Source organism: Kangsaoukella pontilimi, assembly GCF_009830125.1.
In the GTDB taxonomy this organism is placed as follows: domain Bacteria; phylum Pseudomonadota; class Alphaproteobacteria; order Rhodobacterales; family Rhodobacteraceae; genus Kangsaoukella; species Kangsaoukella pontilimi.
Genome location: NZ_WUPT01000001.1, coordinates 1,574,264 through 1,589,844 on the forward strand (window position 1 = coordinate 1,574,264; position 15,581 = coordinate 1,589,844).

Below are 15,581 nucleotides of genomic sequence, written 5' to 3' on the forward strand. Positions count from 1 at the left end.
GGGGCTCAGGGTGTTCAGGCTTCGCCCGTTCGCTGCTCGAAAGGTCCACCGGACCTTTCGCCGGCAAAGCCGGACCGCCGCTCACCCTCAAAAAGGTCCACCGGACCTTTTTGCCCGCTGCGCGGACCGGTGCTCACTCCCATTCAAGTGCGCCTTTTTTCCACTCGTAAGCGAAGCCGACGGTCAGCACGGCAAGAAAGGCCATCATCGACCAGAACGCCACATCCGACAGGTCCCCAAACGCCACGGCCCAAGGGAAGAGGAACGCGATCTCAAGGTCGAAAATGATGAACAGAATCGACACCAGATAGAAACGCACATCGAATTTCATCCGCGCGTCATCAAACGCGTTGAAGCCGCACTCATAGGCCGACAGCTTTTCCGGATCGGGGTCCCGAGGCGCGGCAACCGCCGCAGCCAGGATCAGAACAAGCCCAAGAGCGATGGCGAGCCCCAGAAATACGAGGATCGGCAGGTATTCTCTCAGCAGGTCTTCCACAGCAGGCTCCCGGTCTTTTGCGCGTGGATGGTGCGCGTGTCCCTTTCCTAGTGGCCCCCGAAGACAGGGTCAACGCCCACAAGCCACGATCGGAGCGGGTCAGCCGCCTCAGATCGCTTCATAAGGATCGTCGCCCTCCCCGATCGCCTCGGCATCTATCCCCACGGGTGGCAGATCGCTTGTCACGGTCACCACCGTCTCATCGCCCCCATCGTCGGCCGGCACCGAACCACCGTCGTCCACCGCGCCGTCGCCTGTGGCCACGTCACCGCCATCCGGCAAGGGGTCGCCGCCACCGGCAACATCACCTTCTTCCGTCGCGGGAGCAGGCGTCGCCCCGTCATCCGCCACGACATCGCTACCCTCACCGCCCGGCGGCACCGCGCCGCCACCGTCACCCGGTTCGCTGACCAGGGCCGCGAACAGGCTTTCCGCCGTCGCGCCGCGGGCCAGCCCCGAGGCCGCCACCCCTTGCGCGTTCTTCGGCAGATCCGTGCCTGCCGCACGGGCGGTCTCAACGGCCGCCTTCGCCCGCTGACCGACCGCTTCGGCGCTTTTCCCCATCTGAGGCCGCTCGACCGGGCGGTTGCCCAGCCCCTGGGACATGCTCACATCATTCATGACGCTCTCCTTTCTGGAACCGCGCCCGGACTAGCAGCCCCGAATGAAGAAGCGGTTACTCGCGACGGGTCCAGCCCGGAGGGCGCTTCTCGAAAAAGGCACGCGTGCCTTCCTCGGCCTCGTCCGTCTCCCACCGGGCGACCAGTGCGTCGATGCTGGCCTCGATCGCGGCCTCATCGACCCGGCTGCCGAGCCGCGCCACAAGCGCCTTCGACGCCGCCACGGCGCCCGGAGCGGCGGTCAGATAGGCGGCGACCTCGTCCTCGATCGCCGCGTCCAGCGCCCCTGGGTCGACCACCCGAGAGACCAGACCGAGCGTCGCTGCCTCCTCCGCACCGAAAAGCCGCGGCGAAAAGAACACCTGCCGCGCCCGCGCCGCCCCCATCCTTTCGACCACGTAAGGCCCGATGGTGGCCGGGCTGAGACCCAGCCGCGTCTCGGTCAGGCCGAACCGCGTGCCCGCCGCGGCCAGCACCACGTCGCAGACCGACATCAGCCCCACGCCCCCGCCATAGGCATCCCCGTGCACGCGCCCGATCAAAGGCTTCGGCAGGTCGTTCAGCGCCTTGAGCGCCATGGCGAGCGCCCGGGCCTCGCGCCGGCGCGTCTCGCTTTCAGCGGCCATTTGCGCGCGCATCCAGTCAAGATCGCCACCCGCGGAAAAGACCGGGCCCTCGGCGGACAGCACGACCACGCGCACGCCTGAATCCCCGGCAAGGCGCCCGGCTGTCTCGGCCAGCGCGCCGATCATGGCGCTGTCGAGCGCGTTCCGCTTCTCCGGCCGCGCCAGCACCAGCCGCGCCACGCCGCGCCGGTCGGTCTCGCATCTGATCCCGGTCATCCCCGCACCTCCCTCATTCCGACGGCCATCGCCTCGGCCCGCTGCAAAAGCTCCAGGTTCAGACCGTGAGCAAAGCCCCGATCCGCAAGAAACCGCGCCAGCTTGCCGGTGGACAGGTTCCCCGCCGCTCCCGGCGCGTAGGGACATCCGCCCAACCCCGCCACCGAGGCATCGAACACCCGAAGGCCGCGCCCAAGCGCCACCTCGACATTCTCCAGTGCGCGGCCCGACGTGTCGTGGAAATGCCCGGCAAGCTGACCGGGCTCCGCCAGATCGAGAATCGCCGCCAGCATCGCGTCCACCCGTTCGGGCACCGCCCGGCCCAGCGTGTCGCCAAGCGAGACCTCGAAACACCCCATGCCGAAAAGCGCCGCCGCCACACGGGCGACCGCCTCGGGCGCGACCGGCCCGTCATAGGGGCAATCGGTCACGCAGGAGATATAGCCCCGCACCTGCAGCCCAGCCTCCCGCGCGCGCGCCATCACCGGCCCGAACCGCGCAAGGCTCTCGTCGATGCTTGCGTTGATATTGGCGCGGCTGAACCCCTCGGACGCACTCGCGAAGACCGCCAGTTCGTCGACCGCGGCCGCAACCGCCGCCTCGGCCCCCTTCAGGTTCGGCACCAGCGCCGTGTATCTGACACCAGCCTTGCGGGTGATCCCCGCCATCACCTCCGCCGAGCCCGCCATCTGGGGCACCCAGCGGGGGCTGACGAAACTCGCGGCTTCGATCCGCCGGAACCCCACCTCGGACAAAAGGTCGATCAGTGCCACTTTCTCCGCCACCGGGATCGCTCGCGTCTCATTCTGCAACCCGTCACGCGGCCCCACCTCGACGATCTCGACCATGTCGCCATCACCGCTCATAGGCCCGCCTTTCTTTGGGTCCGGAAAATCCCCGCCGGAGGCACCGCGACCGGCGCAGCCGGGCGCAAAACCTCATGTGCGGCCGGAGGCCGCTCAATTCGGAAAGCTTCAGCCATCCCAGGGCTCGTAGAAGGCGCGGGCATATAGCCGCTCGTCAGCGGGCCCCGGCAGCGATTTCCGGAAGGCGGGACGCGCCGACAGGCTGTCGTACCATGCGCTGAGCGCCGGGAACTCGTCCGCGCGAACGAAATGCAGCGCCATGTAAACCGCCTGCCCCACCGCTACATCCGCCGCCGAGAAGCCCGCCGTCAGAAGCGTGTCGCGGTTCTCGACCGGCGTCGACAGCCGCGCTTCGATCGCCTCGAAGCATTTCCGCGCCCGCGCCGCCTCCAGCCGCATGACCACGGGCGACCGCATATGGTCCTCGTAAAGCGCGACATGCTGCTGGGTCAGCGCCGCAACGTGCTGGCTGAGCGTCTCCGCGAAATTCAGCCAGACCAGCCAGTCTGGCCAGTCGGGATCGCCCGGCATCCGTCCAAGCCCGGCTTCGGGAAAGCGCGTCGTCAGCACCTGCAGGATGGCCGTCGATTCGAACAGCACCTCGCCCCCGATCTCGAGCGCCGGCACCCGTCCCGCGGGCGAAAGCGAAAGGAATTCCTCGTTTCGGAGCGTCCTGTCGAACGGGCGCACGCGCAGCTCGAACTCGACGCCTAGTTCGTAGAGCAGCCAGAGCACCCGCATCGAACGGGTCTGGTGGGCATGGTGCAGCACGATCATTCGGGCAATTCCTCCAGTCTCAGCAGAACCGCGCCGGCCTCGACCTGACCGCCCTCCACTACCAGCACCTCGGCCACCACCCCGTCGCGGGGCGCGGCGAGCGCGTGTTCCATCTTCATCGCTTCCAGCGTCAACAGCGCCTCTCCCTCGCGGACTTCGTCCCCGGCCCGCGTCCGGACCGCCGTGACCCGCCCCGGCATGGGCGCCTCGATGGCCCCTGCCGCGCTGGCCGATGCCGCGCGGGCCAGCGGATCGGCAAGAGTGAAACGTGTCCGCTCACCGCCGTGAAGCGCGATCTCGCCCGGTGCGGCAAGGACTGCTAGGTCCCGGAGGATGCCGTCGACCCACCAGCGGGTCCCGTCCCGGCTGACGCGGTGCCGCGTCCCGCCTGCGTCAACCTCGAAACCGTCCCCGGTCACCGTGACCCAGATCTCGCGCTCCCCAAGCAGAACCCGGTGACGGCGCCCGCCCCAGAGCTGAAACCCCGCCATCGGCCCGTCATGTGCGTCAAGTGCGGCCACGGCGGCAACTGCCACCGCCACCGATGATGGCTCGGGATCGGGGGCGAGCGCCTCAATCTCCCGCCCGATCAGCCCGGTATCGACCCGGCCGGCGCGAAAGTCCGGCTGGGCCACCAGCCGCGAGAGGAAACCCAGGTTCGTGACGGTCCCCGCGATGCCGGTCCCGGCGAGCGCGCGATCCATTGCCTTGAGCGCCGCCTCGCGATCCGCGCCATGGGTCACGATCTTGGCGATCATCGGGTCGTAATGCGGGCTGATCCGGTCGCCCTCGACGACGCCAGTGTCGATGCGCGCGTCCTCGGGAAAGACCAGCCGGTCGAGCCGCCCCGTCGCCGGAAGGAACCCCGCGCCTGCATCCTCGGCATAAAGCCGCGCCTCGACGGCGTGGCCCGTGATCCGGAGCGCCTCCTGCTCCAGCAGCAGCCCCTCGCCCATCGCCACCCGAAGCTGCCACTCGACAAGGTCCACGCCCGTGATCGCCTCGGTCACGGGATGCTCGACCTGAAGCCGGGTGTTCATCTCCATGAACCAGAACCGGTCAGGGCTGAGCCCGTTCGAGCCGTCGACGATGAACTCCACCGTTCCCGCGCCCCTGTAGCCCACCGCCTCCGCCGCGCGGACAGCGGCGGCCCCCATGGCGGCGCGCATCTCTTCGGTCATGCCGGGGGCCGGCGCTTCCTCGATCACCTTCTGGTGGCGGCGCTGGAGCGAACAGTCCCGCTCGAAGAGATGCACGGCGCGGGCGCCGTCGCCAAAGACCTGCACCTCGATATGCCGGGGTGTCTGGATCAGCTTCTCGATCAGAACGCCGGCATTGCCGAAGGCCGACGCCGCCTCGGCGCGCGCCGACGCCAGCGCAGAGGCGAACCCGCCCGGGGCCTCCACCGCGCGCATCCCCTTGCCGCCGCCGCCGCCGACCGCCTTGATCAGGACGGGGTAGCCGATGCGATCAGCCTCCTCCGCGAGCCGCGCGTCGGACTGGTCGTCCCCGTGATAGCCCGGCACGACCGGGACGCCGGCCTTTTCCATCAGCGCCTTGGCCGCATCCTTCAGGCCCATGGCCCGGATCGCATCCGCCGACGGCCCGACAAAGATCAGCCCCGCCGCCTCGACAGCGTCGACGAAATCGGGGTTCTCCGACAGAAAGCCGTAGCCCGGATGGATGGCCTCTGCGCCTGTCTCGAGCGCAGCCTCCACGATCTTGTCGATCCGGAGATAGCTCTCTGCGGCCGCCGCCTGACCGATGGGTACCGCCATATCCGCCAGCGCTACATGCCGCGCCTCCGCGTCCGCCTCGGAGAAGACGGCAATCGTGCGAAGACCCATGGCACGCGCGGTGGCGATCACGCGACAGGCGATCTCGCCCCGGTTGGCGATCAGCAGCGTGGAAAAGGGCCGTCCGGTCACGCCAGGTCCTCGATGACGCGAAAGCGCTCGCAGATCAGCATCATGTCGGGCGACCAGCCACCGTGACGGTCGAAATACGCGCGGTGATCGCGCTGCCAGCCCTCGAAAGTCTCGTTTTCGCCCTCGGCCAGTGCGAATTCCTCACCCACCTCATCGAAGCGCATTTCCTCGACCGACACCGTCTCGATCACCAGCGCGGGCGTGCCGTCCCAGTTGAGCGCGATGTCCCGCCGTCCGGCCACCGGCTTCGGCTCGCCGCCGGGGGCGAAATCGCGGAGCGCGCCGCAGGTGGCGGTCTTCTGCCCCGCGCGGACGAGGCGGAGGAGCCATGACGACATCTCTGCGCTGTCGCCGAAGCGGAAGGTGACGGCGCCGGGATAGCGCTTCTGCAGACTTTCGATGCTCTCCATCTCTCCTACCCTCTCCCTCCGGCCCCTGGCCGCGGGGCGCGGCCCGGGCGAGCGGGGGCTCGATGCCCCCCGAGACCGCCTTGCCCGGCCCGCATCACATCCGGAACACGCCGAAGCGTGTCTCGTCTATGGGCGCGTTCAGGCTGGCCGCAAGCGACAGCGCCAGCACGTCCCGCGCCTTGAGGGGATCGATCACCCCGTCATCCCAAAGCCGGGCCGAGGCATAGAGCGGATGCGACTGTTCCTCGAATTGCGCGATGGTAGGCGCCTTGAAGGCCGCCTCTTCGTCCTCGGACCACGCGCCACCCGCCCGCTCGATCGCGTCGCGCTTCACGGTCGCCAGCACACCCGCTGCCTGCGCCCCGCCCATGACCGAAATCCGGCTATTGGGCCATGTCCAGAGAAAGCGCGGTCCATAGGCCCGCCCCGCCATGCCGTAATTGCCCGCGCCGAAGGAGCCGCCCACGATCATCGTGATCTTGGGCACGGCGGTCGTCGCCACGGCGGTCACCATCTTGGCGCCTGCCCGCGCAATGCCGCCCGCCTCATAGGCGCGGCCCACCATGAAGCCGGTGATGTTTTGCAGGAAAACGAGCGGGATCTTCCGCTGTGAGCACAGCTCGACGAAATGCGCGCCCTTTTCGGCGGACTCGGAGAACAAGACGCCATTATTCGCGACGACCCCCACCGGGCAGCCCTCGAGATGGGCGAAACCGGTCACCAGCGTCTCGCCGTAGCGCGCCTTGAACTCGTCGAAACGCGAGCCGTCGACCAGCCGGGCTATGACCTCGCGGATATCGTAGGGCGTGCGCAGATCGGCGGGCACGACACCGAGCAGCTCGGACGGGTCATAGGCGGGCGGTTCGGGCGATTGCCAGTCCACGCCCGCGGGCGTGGACCGGTTCAGGTGCCGCATTGCCTCGCGCGCCAGCGCCAGCGCATGGGCGTCGTCCTCGGCCAGGTAGTCGGCCACCCCGGAGAGCCGGGTGTGGACATCGCCACCGCCCAGGTCCTCGGCGCTGACCACCTCGCCCGTGGCGGCCTTGACCAGCGGTGGACCTGCCAGAAAGATCGTGCCCTGCTCTTTCACGATGATCGTCACGTCCGACATGGCGGGCACATAGGCGCCGCCCGCCGTGCAGGAGCCCATGACGACCGCGATCTGGGGAATACCCGCCGCGCTCATGCGTGCCTGATTGTAGAAGATGCGCCCGAAATGGTCCCGGTCGGGAAAGACCTCGTCCTGATTGGGCAGATTCGCACCGCCCGAATCCACGAGGTAGACACAAGGCAGGTGGCACTCGGCGGCAATCTCTTGCGCGCGGAGGTGCTTCTTGACCGTCATTGGGTAATAGGTGCCGCCCTTCACGGTGGCGTCGTTGGCGATGACCATCACGTCCCGGCCATGGACCCGGCCCACCCCTGCGATCACACCGGCGGCAGGCGCCGCGCCGTCATACATCCCGTGCGCCGCCGTCGCGCCCACCTCGAGAAACGGCGCGCCGGGATCGAGAAGTCCCGCCACCCTGTCGCGGGGCAGCATCTTGCCGCGCGACAGGTGCCGCTCGCGCGCCTTGTCGCCCCCGCCCTGTGCCGCCGCCTCGGCCGCGCGCCGCACCTCGTCCAGAAGGTCGCGATTAGCGGTCTCGTTCCTGCGGAACGCCTCGGAGGAGGTTGATATGGTGGAGGAAAGTTTCAACGGCTGCGCTCTTCCAGACGATCTTCCAGCAGGAGAGCCTGCCGCCCGGTCTCCTGCATCAGGCAGGCGGCATGGGCCGGACCGCCCCCGGTGCCGCCGCCCCATGTGCTGTATTCATAGCCACAAAGCGCATCCCGATAGCCGATCCAGGCGCGCTGCATGTCGCGAAGCGCGCCGGGCGCGTCGGGCATTCTTGCGCCGATCTCGGTCATTTCCGCGACCAGCGCCCTCTCGGCCCTCATCAGTTTGGCAAAGGCGTCGTTCAGCCTGTAGTCCCAATAACCTGCCTCGACGCCATAGCAGAAACCCATGCCGACCGTGGTGTAGCCATCGGGCGTGTCGATGCAGGCCTGCGCTGACAGCCCGATACAGGACAGGCGTTCCGGCATATCTCCGGCATCGGCGAGACAGGTTTCCGTCGCCTCGGGCGTGAAAGACAGGTCATTGGCCAAGACCGCCGCGGGAGGCATCGCAGCGCCCGCGAGAGCTATCAGAAAAACACCTGATTTCATGAACTTCCGATCCTCCCTTCAACGATATTCTCGTTCACCTCGATCCAGCGCGCACGGTAGGCGAAGCGCGCCGCTGTCGCCACGTCATTCTGGAAAGCGGCGTTGACCCCGGCGCCCACTGCCGCGCCGATCACGGGGGCGATCTGCGCCACCTTCCGTGCGGACAGGTTGACGCCGAGCGTCGCCGCCACCCTTCGCGTGGCAGCCACCGATCCGGTGGTCTGACCGGTGAGGCGAACGATCTTGCGCCAGTCCTCGGGTGTGAAATCGCCCCTCTCCGAAGCGAGCCGCGCGATGGCGTCGTCCTTTTCGGCGCGGCTGTTCGCGCCCGCCAGTTGCAGAATGTCGAGGATATGCACCCGCTCGGCCTCGGAATCTCCGCCAAAGCCATAGCAGAGCCCGGTCAGCCGCGCCGTCCTGAGCGCGAGCGCGATGGTGGCGGGGACGTCCAGCGCCAGCCCGACAGCCCCCAGAGCCCCGGCCGCGCCACCGCCGGTGACAGCATAGCCCAGCGCCCAGCGCCGGACCTCGGACGCGGCCTCGTCGCAGGCGGCAAGGTCGGTGAAGTCGTGATCGAGTGCCGCCTTCCGGATGGAGCCGCTGGCCGCCCAGTCGGCGCTCCGGATCACGGCCTCGATCACCTCGCCGGGAATGAGACGATTGGTGAGAAAGCTGACCGGCTTAGCGATCGAACGCACCGCGCGCGGAAAGGCCGAGGGCGGCGCGGCGCGGTAGGCATCCTGCTCGGCCAGTACCGTCTGAACGTAGGGGACAGTTGCAAGATCGCTCATCGCGAAACCAACGCAGGAACGCATCCCAAGATATTGGGATTGTTGAATGAAATTGAATTCAGATTCATGCTCGCGGCCCTCCCTCGAAGGCAAGGAGACGCCCCTGCCTGTTGAAGAGATAGGTGCGCGCGGCCACTCCGTCATCGCAGCGGACGATAATCCAGACCTCGCCCTCGCCCGGACGGCCCACGCAGGCGGTGCGCGCGCCGCCCGTCTGCTCCGCGAAAAGGTCCGCCCCGGCCTCGATCACGGCGGTCTCGGTGGGAAGCGCGTTCTGCCCGGCGATGAATCCGAGCGAGCCCGCGATCACCAGCAGGAGACCCACCACCCAGTAGAGGATGCGGGGCAGTTTCACCGCATCGCCCCCATCAGTTCGCGCCCGATCAGCATCCGGCGGATTTCACTGGTGCCGGCACCGATCTCCATCAGCTTGGCGTCGCGGAAAAGACGGCTTACGGGATGGTCGTTCATGAAGCCCGCCCCGCCCATGGCCTGCACCGCCTGATGGGCCTGTTGCATGGCGACCTCGGACGCATAGAGACAGCAGGCCGCTGCGTCCTGCCGGGTAATATCGCCCCGGTCGCAGGCGCGAGCCGCCTCATAGACATAGGCGCGGGCCGAGTTCATCGCCGTGTACATATCCGCGATCTTGCCCTGCATGAGCTGGAACGACCCGATGGGCTGGCCGAATTGCTTGCGCTCGGCCATGTAGGGCATGATTTCGTCCATGCAGGCGGCGATGATCCCCGGACCGATGGCCGCCAGCACCACCCGCTCGTAATCGAGACCCGACATCAGGACGGCGACGCCGCGCCCCTCTTCGCCGAGGACGTTCTGGAAGGGCACCTCGACATCCTCGAAAACGAGTTCCGCCGTGTTCGAACCGCGCATCCCCAACTTGTCGAAATGGGGCGAGGTGGAGAACCCCTTGAAGGTCTTTTCGATCAGGAAGGCGGTGATGCCCCTGGCACCCGCCTCGGGGTCGGTCTTGGCGTAGACGACGAGCGTATCGGCGTCGGGACCGTTGGTGATCCAGTATTTCGTGCCGTTCAGCCGGTAGTGATCGTTTCGCCGCTCGGCGCGGAGCGACATGGAGACCACGTCGGACCCTGCACCCGCCTCGGACATGGCAAGCGCGCCGACATGCTCGCCGGAGATGAGTTTGGGCAGGTATTGCGCCTTCTGCTCCGCCGTGCCGTTCAGGCTGATCTGGTTGACGCAGAGGTTCGAATGCGCGCCATAGGACAGCGCGACGCTGGCCGAGGCGCGGGCGATCTCTTCGACCGCAACAGTGTGGGCGAGATAGCCCATGCCGGCGCCGCCATACTCTTCGCTGACAGTGACCCCCAAGAGCCCCAGATCGCCCATCTCGCGCCAGAGAGGACGCGGAAAATCGTTCGATCGGTCGATCTCGGATGCCATCGGCCGCACACGCTCCTGCGCCCAACGGTGGACCATGTCGCGAAGCGCATTCGCATCCTCGCCCAGGTCGAAGCGCATGGAGGCGGTGAACATGCTGTCTCTCCGTTTATTGAACGGTTGTTCATTTCTATGCGCGCCCCTGCCATCGGTCAAGTCTCGGGGAACCCGGAGGGGGTGCGGCAGGTTGAGTCTGCAAAGGATATTCGGAGGAAAGACAACATGACGGAAGACGTTACACACAATACTTTCTACAACAGTCTCGACGACATCGTCGCTGGCATGCTCTCGGTCGATCAGACCCGTCCGGTGCCCATGAGCCATTACGTGGACCGGGACGAAAACGCGCTCTGGTTCATCACCGCCAAGGGTACCGATCTTGAGGCCGCGCTCCGCGGCGGGCCGCAATCGGGACGCCATGTCGTCGCGTCGAAAAGCGGCGAGCTTTACGCCACGATCGACGGTCTGGCGACCTTGGTCATCGATCCGGCGAAGCTGGACGAGATCTGGTCGGTGGTCAGCGCCGCCTGGTTCGAAGATGGCCAGAAGGACGACGACATCGCACTCATCCGCTTCGACCTGTCCGAGGCCGAGGTCTGGCAGACGGCAGGCAACCTCAAATTCCTGTTCGAAATCGCCAAGGCCAACGTGACCGGCGAGAAGCCTGAAACGGGCTCGCACGGACGGCTGAGCTTCGCGGCCTGAACAAGCTTCACACCGACAGGGAAAGGGCGTTTGCCGGGCGGCAGGCGCCCTTTTCTCATGGCCGCCCGATCAGGCGCGCCACCGTGTCGGGCAAGGCAGGGAAATCGGGGATGACCGCATCCGCACCGTGCCGGCCCACCTCGTCGCCTTCGGGGCCGAAGCCCACCAGCACCGCAGGCACGCCGACGGCACGCGCCGTCTTTGCGTCCGTCGCCGTGTCGCCCACGATGAGGGACTGTTCGACTGCGCCCCCCGACTGTTCCACCGCCAGCCTGTAGGGCGCAGGGTCGGGTTTTGAGACCGAAAGCGTCCCGGCCCCCACGAACCCGGCGAAGAGGTCGCGCATGTCGAGCCGACGCATCAGGTCATCGGCCATCTCGACCGGCTTATTTGTGCAGATGCCGACCTTGTAGCCCTGCCCGAGCAGCGCCTCGACCGTGTCGCGCGCGCCCGGATAGAGAACCGTCAGGTTGTTGATATTGGCGGCGTAGTGGTCGAGCAGGAATGGATAGCCCGCCTCGACATCGTCCTCGCCGCCGCCCTCGATCCGAGAAAATCCAAGCCTGAGCATGGCGCGCGCCCCGTGAAAGGCCGTCAGCTTGTCGGCTTGGGGGTCGAGCAGTGGACCCAGCCCCATATGCTCGAACGTGGCATTCGCCGCCGCGATCAGGTCACCGCTCGTGTCGGCAAGTGTGCCATCCAGGTCGAAAATCACGGTCTGCATATCTGCTCCTGTCGGCAAATCCCCGCCAGCGCTGTAACCTGTGGCAATATCAAGTGAAGGCAACGCCGCTTGCGTGCGCGTCTCGTGTGGCTAAAACGGCGGACAAGAAAAGGAAAGAGCAGGCATGTCCACCCATCTGATCCTTCTGGCCGCCGGCGAGGGCTCGCGGATGCTGTCCGACCGGGCGAAGGTCTTGCACGAGATCGGCGGCGCGCCGCTTTTCGCCCATGCGCTTGGCGCCGTGGCCGAACTGGAGGCGCCGGGCGAACGCGTGCTGGTTGTGGGCCATGACGGTGACAACGTCGCCAAGGCCGCCGCCGAGATCGACCCCGACATCCGTATCGCCCGCCAGACCGAGCAACTCGGCACGGCACATGCCGTGGCCGCCGCTGCCGACGCACTGGCCGATGCCGATGGCGACGCGCTGGTCCTTTACGGCGACACGCCCTTCATCCGGGCCGAAACGCTGGAAGCGATGGCCGAGGCGCGGGCGGGTGGTGCGGATATCGTCGTTCTCGGCTTCGACGCTGCCGATCCGGGCCGCTACGGACGCCTGATCACCGACGGAGACCGGCTTGAGCGGATCGTCGAGTGGAAGGACGCCAGCGAGGGGGAACGCGCGATCACGCTTTGCAATTCGGGCGTCGTCATGGCTGGCACGGGCACGCTTTTCGACCTCGTCGCCGCCGTCGGCAACGACAACGCGGCGGGCGAGTATTACCTGACCGATATCGTGGCACTCGGGCGGGAACGCGGTCTGACCGCACAGGTCGTGATCTGCGACGAGGCCGAAACTCTGGGGATCAACACCCGTGCCGAACTGGCCGCCGCCGAGGCGATCTTCCAGACCCGCGCGCGTGCCGAACTCTTGGCCAATGGCGTGACGCTGGTCGCGCCCGAAACGGTGCACCTGTCGCTCGACACACATATCGGGCGGGACGCAGTGATCGAGCCGAACGTGGTTTTCGGCCCCGGCGTGACGGTGGAATCCGGCGCGCGCATCCGCGCCTTCAGCCATCTGGAGGGCTGCCATGTGGGCGCGGGCGCCATCGTCGGCCCCTATGCCCGCCTCCGCCCCGGCGCGGAGCTGTCGAACGGTGTCCGCATCGGCAATTTCGTCGAGGTGAAGAACGCCGAGATCGGAGAGGGCGCCAAGGTCAATCACCTGACCTATATCGGCGATGCGTCGATCGGTGACGGCACGAATATCGGCGCGGGCACCATCACCTGCAATTACGACGGCGTCTTCAAGCACAGGACCGAGATCGGACGGAACGCCTTTATCGGCTCGAACACCATGCTGGTCGCCCCCGTCTCGGTGGGCGACGGCGCGATGACCGCGACAGGCACCATCGTGACCAAGGACGTCCCCGCGGGCGATATGGCCCTGGGTCGTGCGCCCCAGGTGAACAAGGCCGGTCTGGCCACAAGGTTTTTCGAAAAACTTCGCGCGGCAAAGGCTGCGAAATCAAAGGAATAGGCCATGTGTGGCATTGTCGGAATTCTGGGAAACCACGAGGTGGCGCCGGTTCTGGTCGAGGCGCTGAAGCGGCTGGAATATCGCGGCTATGACAGCGCCGGGATCGCCACTGTCTCGGACGGACATCTCGACCGCCGCCGCGCGGTGGGCAAGCTGGTCAACCTCTCCGACAAGCTGGTCCACGAGCCGCTGGCGGGCAAGATCGGCATCGGCCACACCCGCTGGGCCACCCACGGCGCACCGACCGAGACCAACGCGCACCCCCATCGCTCCGGCCCGGTCGCGGTCGTGCACAACGGGATTATCGAGAACTTCAAGGCGCTCCGCGCCGAGTTGACCGAGAAGGGCTACAAGACCGAAACCGAAACCGACACGGAAACCGTGTCGCTCCTGGCGCAATCCTATCTGGATCAGGGCCTCGCCCCACGCGACGCCGCCGAACAGACCGTGGCACGGCTGGAGGGCGCCTTCGCGCTGGCCTTCCTCTTCGACGGCGAAGAGGACCTGATCGTCGCCGCGCGCAAGGGCTCGCCCCTTGCCGTGGGCCATGGCGACGGCGAGATGTTCCTCGGCTCGGATGCCATCGCGCTCGCGCCCATGACCGACCGCGTGACCTATCTGGAAGAAGGCGACATCGCTGTCCTGACCCGCGCCGGCGTCGAGATCGTGGATGCCGACGGTCGCCGCGCCAATCGCGAGATGCGCCGCGTCCAGATTGACACCACCCGGATCGAAAAGGGCGGGCACAAGCACTTCATGGCCAAGGAGATCGCGGAACAGCCCACGGTCCTCTCCGATGCACTCAGCCATTACCTTTCCGGCGACACCATCGACCTGCCCGACGCAGTCCCGGATTTCGCGACCATCGACCGGATCGTCATGGTCGCCTGCGGCACCGCCTATCTGGCCTGTGCCACGGCGAAATACTGGATCGAACGGATGGCGGGCATCCCGGTCGAGGTCGATATCGCGTCCGAATTCCGCTACCGCGAACCGCCCATCGGCCCGAACACTCTGGCCATCTTCGTCAGCCAGTCCGGCGAGACCGCCGACACGCTGGCCGCGCTCCGCCATGTCGCCGAAAAGGCGCAGATCCTGTCGGTGGTCAACGTGGCCGAAAGCTCGATCGCGCGGGAATCGGACGTGGCCCTGCCGATCCTCGCCGGCGCCGAGATCGGCGTGGCGTCCACCAAGGCCTTCACCTGCCAGCTTCTGGTGCTGCTCCTTCTGGCGCTCCGCGCCGGAACGGACCGGGGCCGCCTGGCGCCCGAGACGCTGGCCGAGACACTTGAGGGGTTGCGCACCCTCCCCGGACGCATGAACCAGGCGCTTCAGACCTCGGATCGGATCGCAAAGGTCGCCCGCAAATTGGCCGAGGCCGATGACATCCTGTTCCTGGGCCGGGGCCAGATGTACCCCTTGGCGCTGGAAGGCGCCCTGAAACTCAAGGAAATCAGCTATATCCACGCCGAAGGCTACGCCTCGGGCGAGCTGAAGCACGGCCCCATCGCGCTGGTCGACCGCACTGTGCCGGTGATCGTCATGGCACCCCATGACGCGCTCTTCGACAAGACCGTCTCGAACATGCAGGAGGTCATGGCCCGCGGCGGCCAGATCGTCTTCGTCACGAACAGCACCGGCGCGGCCGAGGCCGGCGACGGTGCCATGGCCGTGATCGAGATGCCGGACGTGCCCGATGTCCTCGCGCCCATCCTCTACGCAGTCCCGGCCCAGCTTCTGGCCTATCACACGGCCATCGCCAAAGGGACAGATGTGGACCAGCCCCGGAACCTCGCCAAATCGGTGACGGTGGAATAGGAGCAGCGCGCCGGTGCTCTACATCGCCGTCACCCCGGCTCCGGTCTATACCGCCCTGCTGATCGCCCTTTGCGCCGGTCTCGCCGCGCTCCTCTGGCGCCGCTCCGGCATCGACCGACCGGGACTTTTGACCGCGCTTTTCTGGATCGTGCCGCTACAGGCGACAATCGCGCTTCTTGGCCTCTGGTTCACCGCCGAACGCAGTATCGCGATGCGGGCCTGCCTGACGGGCATCTGGGGATTTCCCGCCGCAACGCTCCTCTTCGGACTGAGCGTTATCAGCCTCAGTCTTGCATCGGCCTTCGGCGGACGCGCATTTCGGGCCCGCCTCGCCCCCTTCCGCCCGGCCATCGTCACGGCGCTGATCCTCCAGACGCTCGTGATCCTCGTGCATATGCGCTCGGCCCTCCTCTGTACGGTCTGAGGCAAACCGCTACAATTTAAATCAAATTTGCGCTTCTTCTGTTCCAAAATACTCCGGGGGAGGCCCC

17 protein-coding genes are annotated in these 15,581 nt (G+C 67.0%); 4 read left to right on the forward strand and 13 right to left on the reverse strand.

Features of this window, described 5'->3' with window-relative positions; translation table 11 throughout:
- Positions 1–133 precede the first annotated feature (133 nt).
- The 12 genes from GQ651_RS07940 to GQ651_RS07995 form a co-directional block, all read right to left on the reverse strand.
- On the reverse strand, positions 134–499 hold the full coding sequence (locus GQ651_RS07940) for an NADH-quinone oxidoreductase subunit A (protein ID WP_160763636.1): 366 nt from the start codon (positions 497–499) through the stop codon (positions 134–136).
- A 108-nt stretch (positions 500–607) separates the two neighbouring features.
- Positions 608–1,120: a hypothetical protein gene (locus GQ651_RS07945; protein WP_160763637.1), complete on the reverse strand. Its 513-nt coding sequence runs from the start codon at positions 1,118–1,120 to the stop codon at positions 608–610.
- Positions 1,121–1,175: 55 nt separating this feature from the next.
- A complete protein-coding gene (locus GQ651_RS07950; RefSeq protein ID WP_160763638.1) occupies positions 1,176–1,961 on the reverse strand; it encodes a crotonase/enoyl-CoA hydratase family protein in 786 nt (261 codons plus the stop codon).
- Positions 1,958–2,827: a hydroxymethylglutaryl-CoA lyase gene (locus tag GQ651_RS07955; protein WP_160763639.1), complete on the reverse strand. Its 870-nt coding sequence runs from the start codon at positions 2,825–2,827 to the stop codon at positions 1,958–1,960. The genes GQ651_RS07950 and GQ651_RS07955 overlap by 4 nt, the downstream gene beginning before the upstream one ends.
- Positions 2,828–2,935: 108 nt before the next feature.
- Positions 2,936–3,604, reverse strand: a complete 669-nt coding sequence (locus GQ651_RS07960) for a glutathione S-transferase family protein (protein WP_160763640.1) — start codon at positions 3,602–3,604, stop codon at positions 2,936–2,938.
- Positions 3,601–5,532 (reverse strand): ATP-binding protein, encoded by a 1,932-nt coding sequence (locus GQ651_RS07965; protein WP_319637360.1) that lies wholly within the window; start codon positions 5,530–5,532, stop codon positions 3,601–3,603. Before GQ651_RS07965 ends, GQ651_RS07960 begins: the two co-directional genes overlap by 4 nt.
- Positions 5,529–5,942 (reverse strand): ASCH domain-containing protein, encoded by a 414-nt coding sequence (locus GQ651_RS07970; RefSeq protein ID WP_160763641.1) that lies wholly within the window; start codon positions 5,940–5,942, stop codon positions 5,529–5,531. Before GQ651_RS07970 ends, GQ651_RS07965 begins: the two co-directional genes overlap by 4 nt.
- A gap of 94 nt (positions 5,943–6,036) precedes the next feature.
- On the reverse strand, positions 6,037–7,641 hold the full coding sequence (locus tag GQ651_RS07975) for a carboxyl transferase domain-containing protein (protein WP_160763642.1): 1,605 nt from the start codon (positions 7,639–7,641) through the stop codon (positions 6,037–6,039).
- Positions 7,638–8,153 (reverse strand): lysozyme inhibitor LprI family protein, encoded by a 516-nt coding sequence (locus GQ651_RS07980; protein WP_160763643.1) that lies wholly within the window; start codon positions 8,151–8,153, stop codon positions 7,638–7,640. Before GQ651_RS07980 ends, GQ651_RS07975 begins: the two co-directional genes overlap by 4 nt.
- The gene (locus tag GQ651_RS07985; RefSeq protein ID WP_160763644.1) at positions 8,150–8,944 is read right to left on the reverse strand and encodes an EcsC family protein; all 795 of its coding nucleotides are present in this window, start codon (positions 8,942–8,944) and stop codon (positions 8,150–8,152) included. The genes GQ651_RS07980 and GQ651_RS07985 overlap by 4 nt, the downstream gene beginning before the upstream one ends.
- 64 nt (positions 8,945–9,008) lie before the next feature.
- A complete protein-coding gene (locus GQ651_RS07990) occupies positions 9,009–9,299 on the reverse strand; it encodes a hypothetical protein (protein ID WP_160763645.1) in 291 nt (96 codons plus the stop codon).
- A complete protein-coding gene (locus tag GQ651_RS07995) occupies positions 9,296–10,459 on the reverse strand; it encodes an isovaleryl-CoA dehydrogenase (RefSeq protein ID WP_160763646.1) in 1,164 nt (387 codons plus the stop codon). Before GQ651_RS07995 ends, GQ651_RS07990 begins: the two co-directional genes overlap by 4 nt.
- A 126-nt stretch (positions 10,460–10,585) precedes the next feature.
- On the opposite strand from GQ651_RS07995, the gene GQ651_RS08000 reads away from it, so the two are divergent.
- Complete coding sequence (locus GQ651_RS08000) at positions 10,586–11,068, forward strand: pyridoxamine 5'-phosphate oxidase family protein (RefSeq protein ID WP_160763647.1); 483 nt, start codon at positions 10,586–10,588, stop codon at positions 11,066–11,068.
- A gap of 55 nt (positions 11,069–11,123) precedes the next feature.
- Here GQ651_RS08000 and GQ651_RS08005 read toward each other — a convergent pair whose 3' ends face one another.
- Positions 11,124–11,792 (reverse strand): HAD-IA family hydrolase, encoded by a 669-nt coding sequence (locus GQ651_RS08005; RefSeq protein WP_227257993.1) that lies wholly within the window; start codon positions 11,790–11,792, stop codon positions 11,124–11,126.
- A 124-nt stretch (positions 11,793–11,916) separates the two neighbouring features.
- Here GQ651_RS08005 and glmU point away from each other — a divergent pair, with 124 nt between their 5' ends.
- The 3 genes from glmU to GQ651_RS08020 are packed head-to-tail and all read left to right on the forward strand — an operon-like array spanning position 11,917 to position 15,514.
- The gene (gene glmU, locus GQ651_RS08010; RefSeq protein ID WP_160763649.1) at positions 11,917–13,272 is read left to right on the forward strand and encodes a bifunctional UDP-N-acetylglucosamine diphosphorylase/glucosamine-1-phosphate N-acetyltransferase GlmU; all 1,356 of its coding nucleotides are present in this window, start codon (positions 11,917–11,919) and stop codon (positions 13,270–13,272) included.
- Positions 13,273–13,275: 3 nt separating this feature from the next.
- Positions 13,276–15,090 carry a glutamine--fructose-6-phosphate transaminase (isomerizing) gene (glmS, locus tag GQ651_RS08015; protein WP_160763650.1) on the forward strand — a complete coding sequence of 605 codons (1,815 nt, stop codon included), beginning with the start codon at positions 13,276–13,278 and terminating at the stop codon, positions 15,088–15,090.
- Between the two features lie 13 nt (positions 15,091–15,103).
- Positions 15,104–15,514: a hypothetical protein gene (locus GQ651_RS08020; protein ID WP_160763651.1), complete on the forward strand. Its 411-nt coding sequence runs from the start codon at positions 15,104–15,106 to the stop codon at positions 15,512–15,514.
- The last annotated feature ends 67 nt before the right edge of the window (positions 15,515–15,581 follow it).